Origin of the sequence: Daejeonella sp. (assembly GCF_017495225.1) — a bacterium.
Taxonomy (GTDB): Bacteria; Bacteroidota; Bacteroidia; order Sphingobacteriales; family Sphingobacteriaceae; genus Daejeonella.
Genome location: NZ_JAFEIG010000035.1, coordinates 24,309 through 39,270, shown reverse-complemented (window position 1 = coordinate 39,270; position 14,962 = coordinate 24,309). Strand labels below are relative to the sequence as shown.

The 14,962-nt window shown below is 34.4% G+C and carries 12 protein-coding genes and 1 tRNA gene; 8 read left to right on the top strand and 5 right to left on the bottom strand.

Features of this window, described 5'->3' with window-relative positions:
- Window positions 1–48 precede the first annotated feature (48 nt).
- Window positions 49–927 (bottom strand): phage tail protein, encoded by an 879-nt coding sequence (locus QZ136_RS13205; RefSeq protein WP_291404383.1) that lies wholly within the window; start codon window positions 925–927, stop codon window positions 49–51.
- A gap of 113 nt (window positions 928–1,040) precedes the next feature.
- Here QZ136_RS13205 and QZ136_RS13200 point away from each other — a divergent pair, with 113 nt between their 5' ends.
- The 3 genes from QZ136_RS13200 to QZ136_RS13190 all read left to right on the top strand — a co-directional run bounded on the left by QZ136_RS13200 (window position 1,041) and on the right by QZ136_RS13190 (window position 4,442).
- A complete protein-coding gene (locus QZ136_RS13200; protein WP_291404382.1) occupies window positions 1,041–2,171 on the top strand; it encodes an AraC family transcriptional regulator in 1,131 nt (376 codons plus the stop codon).
- A 348-nt stretch (window positions 2,172–2,519) separates the two neighbouring features.
- The gene (locus tag QZ136_RS13195; RefSeq protein ID WP_291404380.1) at window positions 2,520–3,875 is read left to right on the top strand and encodes a hypothetical protein; all 1,356 of its coding nucleotides are present in this window, start codon (window positions 2,520–2,522) and stop codon (window positions 3,873–3,875) included.
- Between the two features lie 366 nt (window positions 3,876–4,241).
- Window positions 4,242–4,442 carry a hypothetical protein gene (locus tag QZ136_RS13190; RefSeq protein ID WP_291404378.1) on the top strand — a complete coding sequence of 67 codons (201 nt, stop codon included), beginning with the start codon at window positions 4,242–4,244 and terminating at the stop codon, window positions 4,440–4,442.
- Window positions 4,443–4,457: 15 nt separating this feature from the next.
- Here the strand turns inward: QZ136_RS13190 and QZ136_RS13185 are convergent, their stop codons facing one another.
- Genes QZ136_RS13185 through QZ136_RS13175 form a run of 3 tightly spaced genes read right to left on the bottom strand, consistent with a single transcriptional unit; the run spans window position 4,458 to window position 5,068 of the window.
- On the bottom strand, window positions 4,458–4,628 hold the full coding sequence (locus tag QZ136_RS13185) for a hypothetical protein (protein ID WP_291404376.1): 171 nt from the start codon (window positions 4,626–4,628) through the stop codon (window positions 4,458–4,460).
- Window positions 4,629–4,652: 24 nt separating this feature from the next.
- A complete protein-coding gene (locus QZ136_RS13180; RefSeq protein ID WP_291404374.1) occupies window positions 4,653–4,802 on the bottom strand; it encodes a hypothetical protein in 150 nt (49 codons plus the stop codon).
- Entirely contained in the window at window positions 4,799–5,068 is a 270-nt protein-coding gene (locus tag QZ136_RS13175; RefSeq protein ID WP_291404372.1) for a hypothetical protein, read from the bottom strand. Before QZ136_RS13175 ends, QZ136_RS13180 begins: the two co-directional genes overlap by 4 nt.
- Window positions 5,069–5,418: 350 nt before the next feature.
- Here QZ136_RS13175 and QZ136_RS13170 point away from each other — a divergent pair, with 350 nt between their 5' ends.
- From QZ136_RS13170 to QZ136_RS13160, 3 genes are read left to right on the top strand one after another with little or no spacing between them, the layout of a single operon-like run.
- Window positions 5,419–8,505 (top strand): SusC/RagA family TonB-linked outer membrane protein, encoded by a 3,087-nt coding sequence (locus QZ136_RS13170; RefSeq protein WP_291404370.1) that lies wholly within the window; start codon window positions 5,419–5,421, stop codon window positions 8,503–8,505.
- Window positions 8,506–8,513: 8 nt separating this feature from the next.
- Window positions 8,514–10,064 (top strand): SusD/RagB family nutrient-binding outer membrane lipoprotein, encoded by a 1,551-nt coding sequence (locus QZ136_RS13165; protein ID WP_291404368.1) that lies wholly within the window; start codon window positions 8,514–8,516, stop codon window positions 10,062–10,064.
- 21 nt (window positions 10,065–10,085) lie between these two features.
- On the top strand, window positions 10,086–10,883 hold the full coding sequence (locus QZ136_RS13160) for a DUF4397 domain-containing protein (RefSeq protein ID WP_291404366.1): 798 nt from the start codon (window positions 10,086–10,088) through the stop codon (window positions 10,881–10,883).
- Window positions 10,884–12,519: 1,636 nt separating this feature from the next.
- Here the strand turns inward: QZ136_RS13160 and QZ136_RS13155 are convergent.
- Window positions 12,520–12,593: transfer RNA gene (locus QZ136_RS13155), tRNA-Met, on the bottom strand.
- A gap of 190 nt (window positions 12,594–12,783) precedes the next feature.
- On the opposite strand from QZ136_RS13155, the gene QZ136_RS13150 reads away from it, so the two are divergent.
- Together QZ136_RS13150 and QZ136_RS13145 are read left to right on the top strand one after the other, a co-directional pair.
- The gene (locus QZ136_RS13150) at window positions 12,784–13,164 is read left to right on the top strand and encodes an START-like domain-containing protein (RefSeq protein WP_291404363.1); all 381 of its coding nucleotides are present in this window, start codon (window positions 12,784–12,786) and stop codon (window positions 13,162–13,164) included.
- Between the two features lie 26 nt (window positions 13,165–13,190).
- The gene (locus QZ136_RS13145; RefSeq protein ID WP_291404361.1) at window positions 13,191–14,615 is read left to right on the top strand and encodes an LptF/LptG family permease; all 1,425 of its coding nucleotides are present in this window, start codon (window positions 13,191–13,193) and stop codon (window positions 14,613–14,615) included.
- Window positions 14,616–14,962 lie beyond the last annotated feature (347 nt).

The window sequence follows — 14,962 nt, the reverse complement described above, 5'->3', positions numbered from 1 at the left end:
GGGGCTTGGGTAGGATGAAAAAGGTATTGGGCAATAAATATTTTTCGATTATAACTTTATGATATAGTTTACACCATAGTTAATAGGGCGGGTTTCTGTATCCCCAGTAGAGGCCGAATTTCCATTGACATTATGGCTATGATCTCCTACTGCACTTGTTGGTCTTGTATAACCAGCTCCTCCATCACGTATTAAGCCTGTGCCACTGGGAGTTCCATTTCCACTATTATTATAATCATCATTATAAAAAGTAGTTGTATGAGAATGGCCTCCATCGGCATTTGTGTTAATATTTACCCCATGAAAATGCGTTTTAAAAGAATCCTGTTGTACTTGCTTTACAGTAGGTCCTGTTTTTGAGTTTCCTGTGCCAGCACCACGTAAAAACATAGCTCTTAGGTCAGGAGTGGTAGTCGTACCTAATAAAGCTTTCAAATCATCACTAAATGTTCCAGAGGGGATTGCAGTACCATCACACATCAACCACCCGGCTGGTGCAGTAGTGCCTATATAAGGCATTATTGACCCTGTTGGTACTCCATTTTGTGCATATATAGCATAAGGAACGGCTTGTAATTTCTCATCAGAAAACACAACACTTCCCTGTGAAACTTTTAAGTATGCAGATTTAGTACTTATGAGATTGTACTGTGCCTGATCTATAGTCAGAACATAAGAAAATACTCCGAAATTATCTGTTTTTACCGTTGCTGTTCTGGTTAATATGGTGGTAGGAGTGCTGCTTGTTAAATAATAAACTGTAAAGGCCATATCTAATTGGTCGATATTAGCTAAAGCTTCATTGTTGATATCACGGGCAATGCCTTGAATAGACATACCTGAAGATAAAACAGTGGTTTGTGCATGAACGCTTAAATTGCTTAAAAGCCCTAAAGCAACCATTAAAAAAAGTAGTAATTTTTTCATGTTTTTCAAATTAAAGTTTAGATGTAGAGATGTATTAGAGTACATAGGTACATTATTAAAAAATAAGCGCAATTTTATTCGTATATTCGATACATATTTCCACTATTTGACACATGTTTTTGAGCATCCTATCTTTATTGGTCGGTTTTTTAAGCCTCTTTGTGGTGTTGTTGATGCTGTTTAATCAGAATTCTGATCGGAAAATAAATGTGTACCTAATTATCATATTATTTCTTGCTGGATTGCAGCGTTTCCTCAATGGAATGGAAGTTCTAGGCCTTCTAGATGTAACCTATAGTCCTTTAAAAATCAAGCTTATTGCTGCCTTCTTTATTGTACCAGTTTATTATTTATTTTTCCGCAGACTTATAAAATCAAGTGTTAATCTTAAAAAAGAATTAGTCCATTTTATTCTTCCAGCCATACTTGTTTTAATTGATGTTTTTTCTATCCAATATACTGTTAGCTATTATTTTTTTCTGATATTTTCTATTGCTTACTTTACTGCAGTTTTATATTTGGTTCTCGGATTAGTAAAAATAAAGAAACGATCTCTACTTGAAAAAACAAGCTATAAAACAATTAGAACATGGACAATCCTGATGTTTTTTATTACATTTTTATTGGTGGCATTTTCTAATTATTTCTTATTTAGTGGCGCTGATTCGGGAATGAATCTCAATGATTTTTATCGTTATTCATCTTTGCTTTGGTTAGTTGCACTAGTCTATATTTTTAAAAATCCTGTCATCATTTTCGGGGAACAGAGTTTGTTGAAAAACATTCAGCTCAATGAAGCCCAGGAGTTTTTAATATGGAGCATTAAGCCTTTAAAGTCAGTAGAAGAACGAGATACTGTGTTAAATAATAATCTTGCGACTAAAATAGATGGCATTATTCTAAATATTAAAAAACTCCAAAAGTCAAATTCTATTCTTTCAAAAAATACGCTTACGCCAAATTTTATATCTAAAGAACTTAAAATACCGAGGAGCCATGTAGATTTTATTTTCAAATATTACTGTCATTATTCAATGAATGATTTTAGTAATTTGGTAAAGATCAATTATGCAGTTTCACTCATAAATGAGGGATACCTTGATAAGTTCACCATAGACTCACTGGGGAATAAATGTTTATTTAATTCTCGATTTACCTTCTCTAAGAATTTCAAGAAATTTATGGGGGTTTCGGTGAGTGATTATGTGCTTGCTAATGCGGATAGTGGTAAATACACCGCTTAGAGACACACGGCCGTGTGTCTCTATACCGTCATTCAGCTCAATTATATAATATCGTAGACACACCGTCGTGTGTCTCCTCACCATCATTCAGATCAATTATTTAATATCGTAGAGACACACGGCCGTGTGTCTCCTCACCGTGATTCAGGTTAATTATTTATTATCAAGGAGACACACGGCCGTGTGTCTTGTGTAAACAAACACAATGGATGTTGATATTTAAACCTACAAGGAATATTTAAAGTCCAAAAACATTATTATTTAATCGTGTGTCTAACGTGTTATTACACATTTTCATTAAATTTTTTAAGATAATTTCATAATTTTAATTTTTATGAATATTCATCTATGAAATGTATTTACGCAATATTCACTGTCAGCATATTTTTATTGTTTTTTGACTCTGCGAAAGCGCAAAACCGTTATTTCGAATGGATGAATCCCAAAACACATTCGAGAGATCGAATTGATGTAGATAGTAAAACCTATTTTCGCGAGGAACAAGCTGGAATATGGAATGTTATTGGGACTTTTACTATTGATTCCAATGTAATAGAAGATTTACCGCAGAAATTTTCGAGCCAGTTTTTTTATTCAAGTAAACTCGACAGTATTTTATTTACAGTAGCTGGCACAGGGAAGGTGTACCAATTTGATCAAGCTAAAAAACTGCTAACTCGTTTAGACAAAACTTATTCTAAGGGTTATAATTTTAATGCCCCACAATTTGTGAGAAATGATACCTTATATAATTTTGGTGGATATGGATTTTGGAGCTATAGTAGGGTTTTGACTTATTATGATCAAACGAATCAAGAATGGCAAAACATTCGGACAGAAAATTTTGGACCAGAGTCATTTTCGGAAGGATACCAAGGTTATGCTAAACAAAATGATACCTTTTATTCAGGCGCTTCAGAAATAGAGTTAGGTTTAAAAAAATTCAATAGAGTTATTAGTGATAGGCTTTATGCTTTTGATTTTAAATCCCTTAAATGGACAGAACTTGGAGAAATAAATTCTTTACTGCCTTTCAAATCCGTTAGAATTGTGTATTGGGATGGCGCACATTTTATTCAAATGCTACCTGATAAAATGTATATCATTGATCCTATAAAAAATGAAGTTTCAGTTGTAGCTAACCCTAAATACTTTCACTTAAAAAGTTTTTATACCGTAGGTGATTCTATTTTTAGTTATTGGGAGAATCAAAAGACACAGGTAAAATTGTCGAAAAAGGCATTGCTCAAAGAAGCTAAGTATATTGGTAAATTTTATGATGATGTCAATTATACACTTTATGGCTACCTCGTTGCAGGCTTGAGTCTGATTGGTTTGGGAGCAGTGGCTTATTTCCGCTTTAAAAAACCTCAACAACATTCGGCTACTATTGTTAAAAACGGGCATCATTTTGGGCTCTTAGAGCATATGTTACTTAAGAAATTAATTGAAGCAGAAGCGGGGGAACAAGCTGCGAAGTTTATTTCTGTACTGCAGATTAATGAAATTTTGAAATTAGAAACAAAAACGCCAGAAAACCAACGACGAATACGCACCAAGTTTTTAAACAATCTTAACATGAAGCTGCTTTTATATTTCCAGGTTCATGATGCCATAGAACGTTTCCAGTTTGAAGAGGATAAGCGTCTTACTTTATATCGTTTAAAAGACGAGGTGAAACAAGCATTGATTACCTTGCTTTAAAATTCTTTGATAAATTACTGCCTACCGTTTTCAAACCCGAAATGAATGTTGATATGGATTTTGATGAATAAAATGGCCTGATTTTTAATTGATTATGTTTTTGTAATTACACAGGGTGGTGTGTCTCCGAAGTACCATTCACATTAATTTACCCAATTAATTATTGAATAATGTAATTTCAAACGGCCGTGTGTCTCTACCGAAAACCTCACAAAAAAACCACTCACGATTTAACGTAAATGTTTTTTTAAGCTTAGTATAACAACAATATATATTATTAAATATAACTTATAAAGTAAATTTTTAATAGTGTGTTATATTTCAAATTCCTAATAATCGCCATCAATTAATTTAATATTATTAGCAATGCGATGGGAAACACTTATTGATGCCTATTTTGGATTTTTAAAAACTGTAACTGGAAGTTTTTCGAACCTCCTTTCTTCTTATAGTTTTAATCTTGCCATTAAAGTGGTATGGTGTAGCGAACGGAGCGGTAAAGGTTGTGGTATTTTTAAAAAGTTACATCATTTTACATTTAATATCTATTTACCACTATTAACTTGACTCACATATTTATTATTAAATTATTTTTAATCCTTTAATTTGATATTGTAATAACATTTCTTTTGCAGGTTCTAATTCTGTGACAAATAAATTTATGTTTTCTAATGCTGCAACTTTTAGTCCTAAAGAGATGTTAAGCTTCTCAGAGATACAAAATACGGCAGATTTTTTAGTAGAGTTTAACATTTTCTTTTTTAACTGATTAATTTCCTAATCTTTTTCTGTTAAGCCATCTTTAGCATATAGCGCACTTGTCCCAAACAAACATAAGTCTGCATTTATTCCAGAAAGTTGATTAATGACATGACCGCTATGAGTAATTTGAGAGTTTTTAGAGAATAAACCATCAATTAGTTTCAATCAATCATAGGGTACTTAGAAAGTTCAACGGCTACTAAAGGACTAATGGTAAAAAATGTAGATTGCAAATTTTCAGGTAGTTGTTTAACAAATTCTATGATTGTAGTTCCAGCCCCAGTTAAAATAACCATTCCATCCTTAATTAAAGGGATAGTTTTTTGCAATTTTAATTTTAGCTTTATTGGCATAAACTGTACTGTCATCAAAAGTAGAAAGGTATGATTTGGATAATGCACCGCCATGTACCTTAAATAATAGGTTATCATCAGACATCTCCAGTAAATCGCGTCTAATCGTATCTTCAGAATCATTTAGTAATTGAACTAAATCAGAGGTAAGCTCCCTTATTGTGTAGGTTGATTTGTCGCATCACAAAGTCATGTCTTTCTTTAACATTTATACCGCAATTTTAAATATTAAGTTATAAAATTAAAATGTGGGTTTTTTACGGGTTTTTGTAAAATAAATCCAAAATATTTAAGAATAAAGTTGATGAATTTCTTTTGAGCCTGAAAAACATTTATCATTTTTAATTTTTATTTTGCGTATTCTTGCTTAATTAACAAAACCAAATATTAACAAAACAAAACTTAAATTTTTAACCAAACTGGCGTTTATGAAAAAAAAATTACTCATGCTATTTTTGGGCACATTTTTGTTAGCTATACAAGTTATGGCGCAGCAAATTGCAGTTACCGGCAAGGTAACATCGGCAGAAGATGGATTGCCCATTCCAGGAACTACTGTCAAAATTAAAGGAACAACTATTGCTACTCAAGTGGACATAGGCGGTATGTATGCAATTAAAGCTAACAAGGGGGATGTTCTTCAATTCATATTCTTAGGAATGAATACTAAAGAGGTGACTGTAGGTACGCTTGCTGTGATTAATGTTGCACTTACAGAAAATGCACAGTCTTTAAGTGAGGTCGTAGTTACGGCTCAAGGTATAGAACGATCTAAGAGATCTCTAGGATATGAGGCTCAAACTACCTCTGGTGCCGATATTGCGGGTAGTCAGAGAGAAAACTTTATCAATGCTTTACAAGGTCGTGTAGCTGGTGTAACCATTACACCTACAAATGGTACTCCTGGAGCTTCATCTTCCATCATCATTCGTGGTGCTGTTTCATTAGATGGAGATAATCAGCCTTTATTTGTAATTGATGGTTTACCTATTTCTAACAATACTTTTAGTGAGTATAATTTAGTTGGTCAAGGTACTTACAACCGTCAAAATGATTATGGTAATAGAGGAATGGATATTAATCCTGAAGATATTGAATCGTTGACAATTCTAAAAGGACCAGAAGCTGCAGCTTTATATGGTACTCAAGGTGCTTCTGGTGCGGTTGTAATTACCACTAAAAGAGCTAAAGCTGGTAAAGCTACTGTAGCATATAATAATGTATTTAAATTAGACAATGCTTACCGCTTTCCTGAGGTACAAACTGTATATGGTGGTGGTGCTGGAGGTATTTTTGACGAAGAAGTTCGTACTAGAACATATTTTGGCGCTAAATATCCAGATAGATTTCAACGTTATGACAACTTAGGTGCTTTTTATAAAACTGGTTTCACACAAAGACACAACGTATCAGTTGCTGGTGGTACTGATGCGCTTTCTGTAAGAAGTAGCGTTAGCTATACTGATCAAAATGGTGTAATTGATGGGACAGATTTTAAAAGCATCAATGCGAAATTAACTGGTGTATCTAAAATTAGTGATAAGGTGAGTATGAATGCATCTTTTAATGTTATTTCTTCTAACACTAATAAAACATTTAAAGGAGCTTCAAGTCCAATGCTAAGTGTGTTAACTTGGCCTGTAATTGATGACATTAGAAACAGATATACTGAAACTGGTGGTAGAAGAACGATTACAGGTTCTAATAGTGCAGAGTTAGATAACCCACTTTGGGCAATGGAAAACAACCCTAACTCTGATAAAGTTTCTCGTGTAATTGGTAATTATGGTATTGATTACAAACCTTTAAAATGGTTAAATATTGGCTTAAAAGCGGGTATGGATATTTATACCATGCAAGGTTTAAGTGGGTATGATGCTCAATCTTTTGGAGCCACTGGTTCTGGTAGTTCCTATGTAGGAGGAGGTATGAATACCTTTTCTGAAAACAAAATACTTTACAATGGTAATTTAATTGTAACTGCTAAGAAAACTTTCGGAAAATTCTCACCTAGATTAACTGTTGGTTATGACGTAAGTGATGATAGAGATCAAACTACTGCTCAATTTGGTACTAGATTTTATCAATCTGGATTTTTCAGTTTAAACAATACAGATCCAACTACGCAAAGAGTACAATTTACAGATATTTACAAACGTAAAATGGGTGCATTCGGACAAGCAGAATTAGGCTATGCTGATATGCTATATCTAACATTAACAGGTCGTCAAGATTATTCGTCTACTTTAAGCCCTGGTGATGTTAGTTTCTTTTATCCAGCAACTGCATTAAGTTTTGTATTTACAGAATTACCAATGTTTAAAAAATTAAGTTGGTTAACAGAAGGTAAATTTAGAGCATCTTGGGGTCAAGGTGGTAAAGATGCCAGAACTGCTTACATTAAGAAAACTAAGTTAATTGCACAAACTACAACAGGTGGTGGTTTCGCAAACGATGTAACATTAGGTAATCCAGATTTAAGGGCAGAATTTACTACTACTATAGACTTAGGTATGGATTTAGTATTCTTGAGAGATAGATTATCAACGAGTTTCTCTTATTTCAATACTAAAAGTGATGGACAAATTACTGCACCGCGTTTAAGTTATGCAACAGGTTCGATTTTAGCTTACATTAACAGTGGTGTAATTGAAAATAGAGGCTTTGAATTAACCGTTAAAGGAACTCCAATTTTAAAGAAGAATTTTTCTTGGGATATTCAAGCTAATTTAAGCAGACAACGAGGAGAAATCAAATCTTTACCTGGAGGTCAAACTACTTTCTACGTTTCTGATAGTTGGTTAGCTGATAATGTTAGAAAGCAATATTTTGCAGGCAATTCGGTTTCGGCACTAGCAGGAACAGATTATTTAAGAAATAATAAAGGTGAGACTTTAATTAACCCAGTAAATGGTATGCCAATTAAGGATACTAATTTTACACCAATGGGTGATGCTGCTCCAGATTTTGGATTAGGTATTAACAACAGTTTCACATTAAAAAACTTTAACTTAAGTTTCTTAATGGATATTCGTAAAGGTGGCGATATTTATAATGCTACAGAAGCTTATTTATATGCTCGTGGAATGTCTAAACTAAGTTTAGATCGTGAACAACCACGTATTATAAAAGGGGTAATGAGAGATGGATTAGAGAATACTGATACCCCTACGCCAAATAATGTAGTGGTAATTCCTTATATCACAACTTCTTATTATTCTACTTTTTATAATGTAAATGATTTCATTGAAAGAGATATCAATTGGGTTAGATTAAAAGAGGTTACTTTAAGATATAATTTACCTAAAACCTTATTTGGTGCAAGCAAAGTGTTTAAAAGCGCTGGCGTATTTGCTACTGGAACAGATTTATTGTTAATCTCTAATTATAAAGGTGTAGATCCATCGGTTAATGGCTTAAGTGCTGCTTCTGGTGGTACTGGTGGTACTGGTATAGATTTTGGCTCTTTCGGATTGCCAAGAACGTTTTCGTTTGGTGTTAATGTTGGATTTTAATTATTAAAATGATGAAAAAAATATATTTAGTTTTAATTGCGGTTGCAATTACATTTTCTGGATGTAAAAAGTATTTCGATGTAAATACTGACCCGGCTACGCCGCAAAATCCAGAAAGTAAAACACTAACACCACCACTATTTGCGCAAATGGAACGTGGGATACAGTTTGATGCAAGATATTTAGGTGGTACCATACAGTATTTTGGCGGTAATGTAAATGTTGGTGAAACGCATGGTTGGCTTGTAGGTAGTGATGGCTTAGGTGAAATTTGGAGAACAACTTATTATGGTTTGGGTGCAAATTTATCCTTGATTATAGAAGATAGCCAGAAAAGAGAAGAATGGAACTATGTTGGTTTAGCACAAAGTCTTAGAGCTTGGGGCTGGCAAGTGGCTACAGATTACCATGGTGAAATAATCTTAAAACAAGCTTTCGAACCAAATCGTTTTGTATTTGACTACGATTCGCAGGAAGAGGTTTATGCCGAAGTAGTAAGGTTAGCTAATGAGTCTATTAAAAACTTCCAAAGAACCGACGGTAAAGGATCTCAAGGTAAAATGCTTGCGTATGATTTAGCTTACAAAGGTGATGCGAGTAAATGGATTAAATTTAATTACGGTTTATTGGCTAGAAATGCCAATAACCTAATTAATAAAGCTAGCTATAACCCAACTAAAGTAATCGAATATGTAGATAAAGCCTTAGCAAGTAATGCAGATAACTTTATTGTCCCTAATGATGGAACAACTGCTGTAAATGGTAACTTTTTTGGCCCATTAAGAGCTAATTTAGGTTCATACCGTCAAACTAGGTTAATTGTTGGTTTATTAGATGGAACTTACCTAACAGGTACACCGGGAAGTGTAATCGACCCACGTAGAAATAATATGATAACCGCATCTGTTGATGGGACGTTCAGAGGAACCAATCCAGGCTCTTCTGATCCAGGTACTGTTGCTTTAAAAAATCAAATTCCTAATCCTTGGGGCTCTTTAGCGAGTGCAAATCCGGGTGCTGGACAAGGTAAATACATTTTTAAAGACAATGCAGGGTTTCCAATAATGACCTTCGCTGAGATGCAATTCATTAAGGCAGAGGCTGCTTTTAGATCAGGAAATCCTGATTTAGCATTAACTGCTTATCAAGCTGGTATTGGTGCAAGTATAGATTTTGTAAGCTCGGTAGGTCCGGCAATTACACCAGCCGCAAAAGCTGCCTATTTGGCAAGTGACGCAGTGAAAAAAACTGCTGCTTCATTAACGTTAGCAGACATTATGTTGCAAAAATATTTAGCGCTTTACGGTTATGGTTTTGTAGAAACTTGGAACGATTTACGTAAATACAATTACAATGTTGGAGATTCAAAAGGCAATAATCCTTATGTAAATGCATTTTTCTTTCCAACATCTTTCTTTGCAGATAATGGTGGTAAGCCAGCACAACGTACGCGTCCAAGATACAATTCAGAATACCTTTGGAATGTAGATGCACTTAAGAAAATTGGTGCTGATAAAGTTGATTATCATACCTATAAAATGTGGTTTACTGAGCCTTAATCTTTATAAAATTAAATAAACATGAAAAAATTATTATATATAATCGCGGCTTGTGCAACGCTATTTACAGCTTGCGAAAAAGGAACGCTAGTAGAAACTACCGAATATGAAAAGGTAGCACCTGGTGATCCGAAGTATTCTTATGTCAAGATTTTAAATTTAACACCGTCTAGCCCTGTAATTAATTACTATATGGATGGACCTAAGTTTACATCTGCTTTATCATCAACTGGCTTAGAAACAGCAGGTTTTGCTTACAATGGGCTATTTCCAGATTTAGGCTATGCGGTAACTTCCCCAGGGAACCATCAGTTAACAGCTAAAACTTTGCCTAAAGCTACTGTAGATCCAGGCTTGAAAGTATTAGACAAGCTAATTACTACAGCTCCTGGTAAATACTATACCGTTATTACTGGTGGCACTTATGGTGTGGATAAAACTATTCCATCAATATTGGTGTTGGAAGATAAATCACCTGCTTTAGATACTTCAAAAGTTTTTGTTCGTTTGGTTAACTTTTATAACGGTGGGCCAAGCTATGACTTAGTGAAAGATTCTGCTACAGGAACTAAATTAATTTCTAATGTAGCTTTTGGTACTGCTTCAGAGTTTGTTGAGATACCTGGTACAGCTGGTGTAGGTGGGAGCACTGCTTCAGTTAAATTATTTTTCAATAATTCTACTACTGGTGTTCCTCAAATTACGGCAGGTACAACGTTAACTTTTCCAAAAGGGAGAGCTTATACAGTTTATACTAGAGGAATATTGGGAAATACTTCATTTCCTTTCTCTGCAACTTTCTATACTACGTTTTATTAAGAATAGTTAATTGTGATAAATTAAGCCCCAAGTTGTAAAACAACTTGGGGCTTTTTGTTTTAATTAAATGATGCTCATCATCTTCGTCACTCCAACCTTTGCGAATGCTCTTACAGGAATAACCAATTGCACGATCAAACATTGTATAGCCAGTTAAAACAGAGCCAATTGTTTTTATCTTTTTATGTTATACTTTTTTAGCCTATCAATGCACTATGGCGAGCTTTCCATTAATAGCAGAAAGAGTTAAAATTAAATTTTTAAGAAAATATCGACATTTAGCTAATGCAACGCTTTGGTTTGTGCCTGGTCAAGAAAATTAATTGATTCAGTAATTAATGCAATTGCTAAATAGAGATCAAAATTATACCGAATTTACTATTCTAAAAGCATTAGAAGATGTAAATGGGAATAGACTGTAAACGAATCTTTTTTTCAAAAAATATCCGAAACACGTTTTCTGCCTAAATTTTTCAATATTTTTTTATACTGCTATCGTTCTTTCGAGTGAGTGTACCTGTTCACATACTTCGTTAAGGAGGAGAAATCTAATTCAAAAAACCGTCTTTTCGAACGCAACACAGCGACGAGAATCACGGTTGCTCAGCGAACCTTAATCTGTTGGATTACTGATTATTTACAGTAACAGCTCTCTCCTTTTGTCGAGATGACGGTACAATGGATATATAATATTATCCCCCCTTTAAATGTCGAATTTAAAGCCAATCACAATTCACAAACAGGCCAGTAGATCCAGAACTCTTAATGTTTTCTAATTACGATGTATTTCTCGGTACTCAACAGCGTATCAATCTTATGTACTGCCTACTTAAATTGTAACCACTGGCTATATTCACTTTTCGGTCTACGCTTCGTTTTAATTAATTCTTCTTCTGTTAGCTCGAAAGAGATTTCTGATTTTGGGAGTAGGTTCATTGTAATATGTTTAGATATAAATATTCTGCCGCTGCAAAAAAAAACTGATTACCATTCACGAAAGGGGCAATTCTGCAGCATCAAATTTCTCATCATATTCGTTACTGCTGAATTAGTATAATTATGGCCAATACTATCAATATTTTTATTTATTGCTTTTAAGATGCTTTACAATTACATTATTCTATCCTTGCCTCGATCACCATAAAAAATAGTTGCGGATTTTTGTCAGATTTATAGTTTATCATTTTGAATAGACCTATAATTATTGGTCTGGGCTTAAACATTAGCTAAGGTTCCGGTTTAGTTGCTGCATCCCAAATAATTTGGGAAGATTTAAAGACTATAATTAATTGTTTTTTCGAATGTGGAAGAATAAAATAAACAAAAAACTAGCGATAGAAATAGAATTGATAAATGAAAACGAGCTAGATAGTTTCAAAAATCTCCGTAAAACATATATTAATTGATTAATCAGCCGATGGGGATTTAAACAGGTGTTCTCACATCTCACTCAACAATGGAAGTGTTAGAAGAATTTTACTTAGACCCAAAAGTGCTCTCTGCGGTAGAACAAGCGGCTATGACAGTTAAAGTATTTGGAGCAAAAATACCCCCAATACTAATCACAGGCTGACGCATCAGGGTGACACAAACAAAAAAGACTCTACGATTTCTCGTAAAGTCTTGATTATCAGTGTAGCGGGGAGCAGGATCGAACTGCCGACCTCAGGGTTATGAATCCTGCGCTCTAACCATCTGAGCTACCCCGCCAAGGGTATGGTTATATTTTACTCTTTGTAATGATTTATCTTAGAGAAAATCAAAAAAATCTAAAGAAAAAAGATTCTTTATGAAGATTTATAATAACAAGCTTCGTAAAACTGTTGCAAATATAGAGTAATTTACTTTTCTTTAGAAAAAAGATGAAAAAAAATCGCCAAGCGATATAAATAATAAAGAAATGGCTGAAAAGATAAAGTTTAACGTAGAGTATGAGATTAAATCATCTCCCAAAATATTGTTTGGTTTTTTAAATGAACCCAATGGTCTGTCGCAATGGTTTGCTGATGATGTAACTTATAGAGACCAAGTGTACACCTTTACCTGGGATGGTGAAGAGCAAAAAGCGAAATTACTTTCAATCAAAGAAAATAAATTGGTCAAATTTAAATGGCTTGATGATGAACCACACTGCTACTTTGAAATGGAAATCGTTCAAGATGAGCTTACCAATGATGTGGCCCTAGCAATTACAGATTTCGCTACTGAAGATGCAATCCAAGATCGTAAACTCATTTGGGATAATCAAATTCAATATTTGATTAGTGTTTTAGGAGCATAGAGATAAATTTTCTCTATTTTTGCAATGTGAAGAAAGTACACTTGTTAGTATTTAAGGCCTTTATAAGGCCTTTTATCGTTACCTTTTTCATTGTCATGTTCGTTTTATTGATGTTATTTTTATTTAAATACATCGATGATCTAATAGGAAAGGGCTTTGAGTGGTACGTAATATTGGAATTGCTGATGTATGCCTCAGCAACCAATGTGGCTATGGCATTACCTCTAGCTATACTTCTTTCTTCCATCATGACTTTCGGAAGCCTTGGCGAGAACTATGAGCTAGTAGCCATTAAATCGGCTGGAATTTCCCTGCAAAGGGCCATGATGCCCCTAATTGTTGGTGTAAGCATGCTGAGCATAGCCGCCTTCCTCTTTTCGGATTATATGCTTCCCGTTGCCAATTTAAAAATGGGCTCCCTTTTATATGATGTTCGTAATCAAAAAGCTGCCTTCCTAATCAAAGAGGGTATTTTTAATAATAGTATCCCAGGTTATGCTATCCGTGTAAAGAAAAAAGATCCCGATCAAACTTTACACGATGTGCTCATTTATGAACGAAATACAATCAATGGGAATGTCAATGTATTGATGGCCAAACAAGGTCAGATGTTTATCACAGATGATAATCAACTCTTAGTTTTAAAGCTGAAAGATGGGAAACGCTATGAGGAGACAGCAGGCACCAGTGGGACCTATAATCCTAGGCAAAGACTCATGCGGACCCAGTTTAAGGAAACTGAACAACGTTTCGATTTGTCTGGTTTTCAGTTAAAACGTACAGACGAAGATCTATTTAAATCGAATTATGCCATGCTTAACATAAAGCAGCTTAAATTTTATAAAGATTCTTTTGCCATGAAAGGGGATAGTAATTTGAGATCAACCTACCGCGATCTTAGTATGCTTGCGCGTACCTACCGCACAGATTCCCTTAATCCCAAAGCTCCTACAGTATTCTTGAAAAAATATAAAAATGTATTGGACCTAATCCCTACCGATAAGAAGATTGCGTCTTTACAAACTGCTAAAGAGCAGGTAGGGTCTATCAAAGAGGTTCTAAGTAGAAAGGAATTGTTTATCAACGATAATGAAGCCCGAATGAGAGGTTTCTTAGTCGAACTAAATAGAAAATTCACACTAGCAATTTCTTGTCTGGTGCTCTTTTTTATTGGTGCGCCACTGGGAGCTATTATTCGTAAAGGGGGACTAGGCCTACCAGTTGTGATGTCGGTCATGTTTTTCCTCGTCTTTCACATTATCTCAACTATAGGTGAAAAATCTGCCAAAGAGGGGAGTCTAACCCCATTTTTAGGCATGTGGATGGCCATCTTTACTTTAAGTCCGCTAGGAGTCTTTCTTACCTATAAAGCAACCGTCGATTCAGCTCTATTCGACCTCGATTTCTATAAACGCTGGTTTAAACAGCTTTTTGTGAAAAAGGAAGGGTAGAGGGTAGATATTAGATATTAGATATTAGATATTAGATGTGAGATATGAGATATGAGATATGAGATGGGGCTACAGTTGGATCACAGGGTAAATTGTATTCGGTCCTCTGATCGGTGTTGTCCGTAACAGCCAACCTAACTGCCGCTTTCTTTTTTTATGAACCCATTTCTTTGCGCATTTCCGTCTCTGCGAGACACACAAATTAAAGCCTCGTAAAGACGCAGAATTTTCTAAATAATCCCTTAATGGTTCATTTTAAAAACATTAAGAAATTAAGGTACTTGAAGGACTTGCCTTTCCTGAATTTTTTAAAAACTCATTTCTAACTAGCTCATTTCTAAATACTA

What these genes read in the sequence shown, in the direction of transcription:
- QZ136_RS13200 (WP_291404382.1), top strand. Translation starts at nt 1,041, where the DNA reads ATGTTTTTGAGCATCCTATCTTTATTGGTCGGTTTTTTAAGCCTCTTT.
- QZ136_RS13190 (WP_291404378.1), top strand. Translation starts at nt 4,242, where the DNA reads ATGCGATGGGAAACACTTATTGATGCCTATTTTGGATTTTTAAAAACT.
- QZ136_RS13170 (WP_291404370.1), top strand. Translation starts at nt 5,419, where the DNA reads ATGAAAAAAAAATTACTCATGCTATTTTTGGGCACATTTTTGTTAGCT.
- QZ136_RS13195 (WP_291404380.1), top strand. Translation starts at nt 2,520, where the DNA reads ATGAAATGTATTTACGCAATATTCACTGTCAGCATATTTTTATTGTTT.
- QZ136_RS13165 (WP_291404368.1), top strand. Translation starts at nt 8,514, where the DNA reads ATGATGAAAAAAATATATTTAGTTTTAATTGCGGTTGCAATTACATTT.
- QZ136_RS13160 (WP_291404366.1), top strand. Translation starts at nt 10,086, where the DNA reads ATGAAAAAATTATTATATATAATCGCGGCTTGTGCAACGCTATTTACA.
- QZ136_RS13205 (WP_291404383.1), bottom strand. Translation starts at nt 927, where the DNA reads ATGAAAAAATTACTACTTTTTTTAATGGTTGCTTTAGGGCTTTTAAGC.
- QZ136_RS13150 (WP_291404363.1), top strand. Translation starts at nt 12,784, where the DNA reads ATGGCTGAAAAGATAAAGTTTAACGTAGAGTATGAGATTAAATCATCT.
- QZ136_RS13185 (WP_291404376.1), bottom strand. Translation starts at nt 4,628, where the DNA reads ATGTTAAACTCTACTAAAAAATCTGCCGTATTTTGTATCTCTGAGAAG.
- QZ136_RS13175 (WP_291404372.1), bottom strand. Translation starts at nt 5,068, where the DNA reads ATGATAACCTATTATTTAAGGTACATGGCGGTGCATTATCCAAATCAT.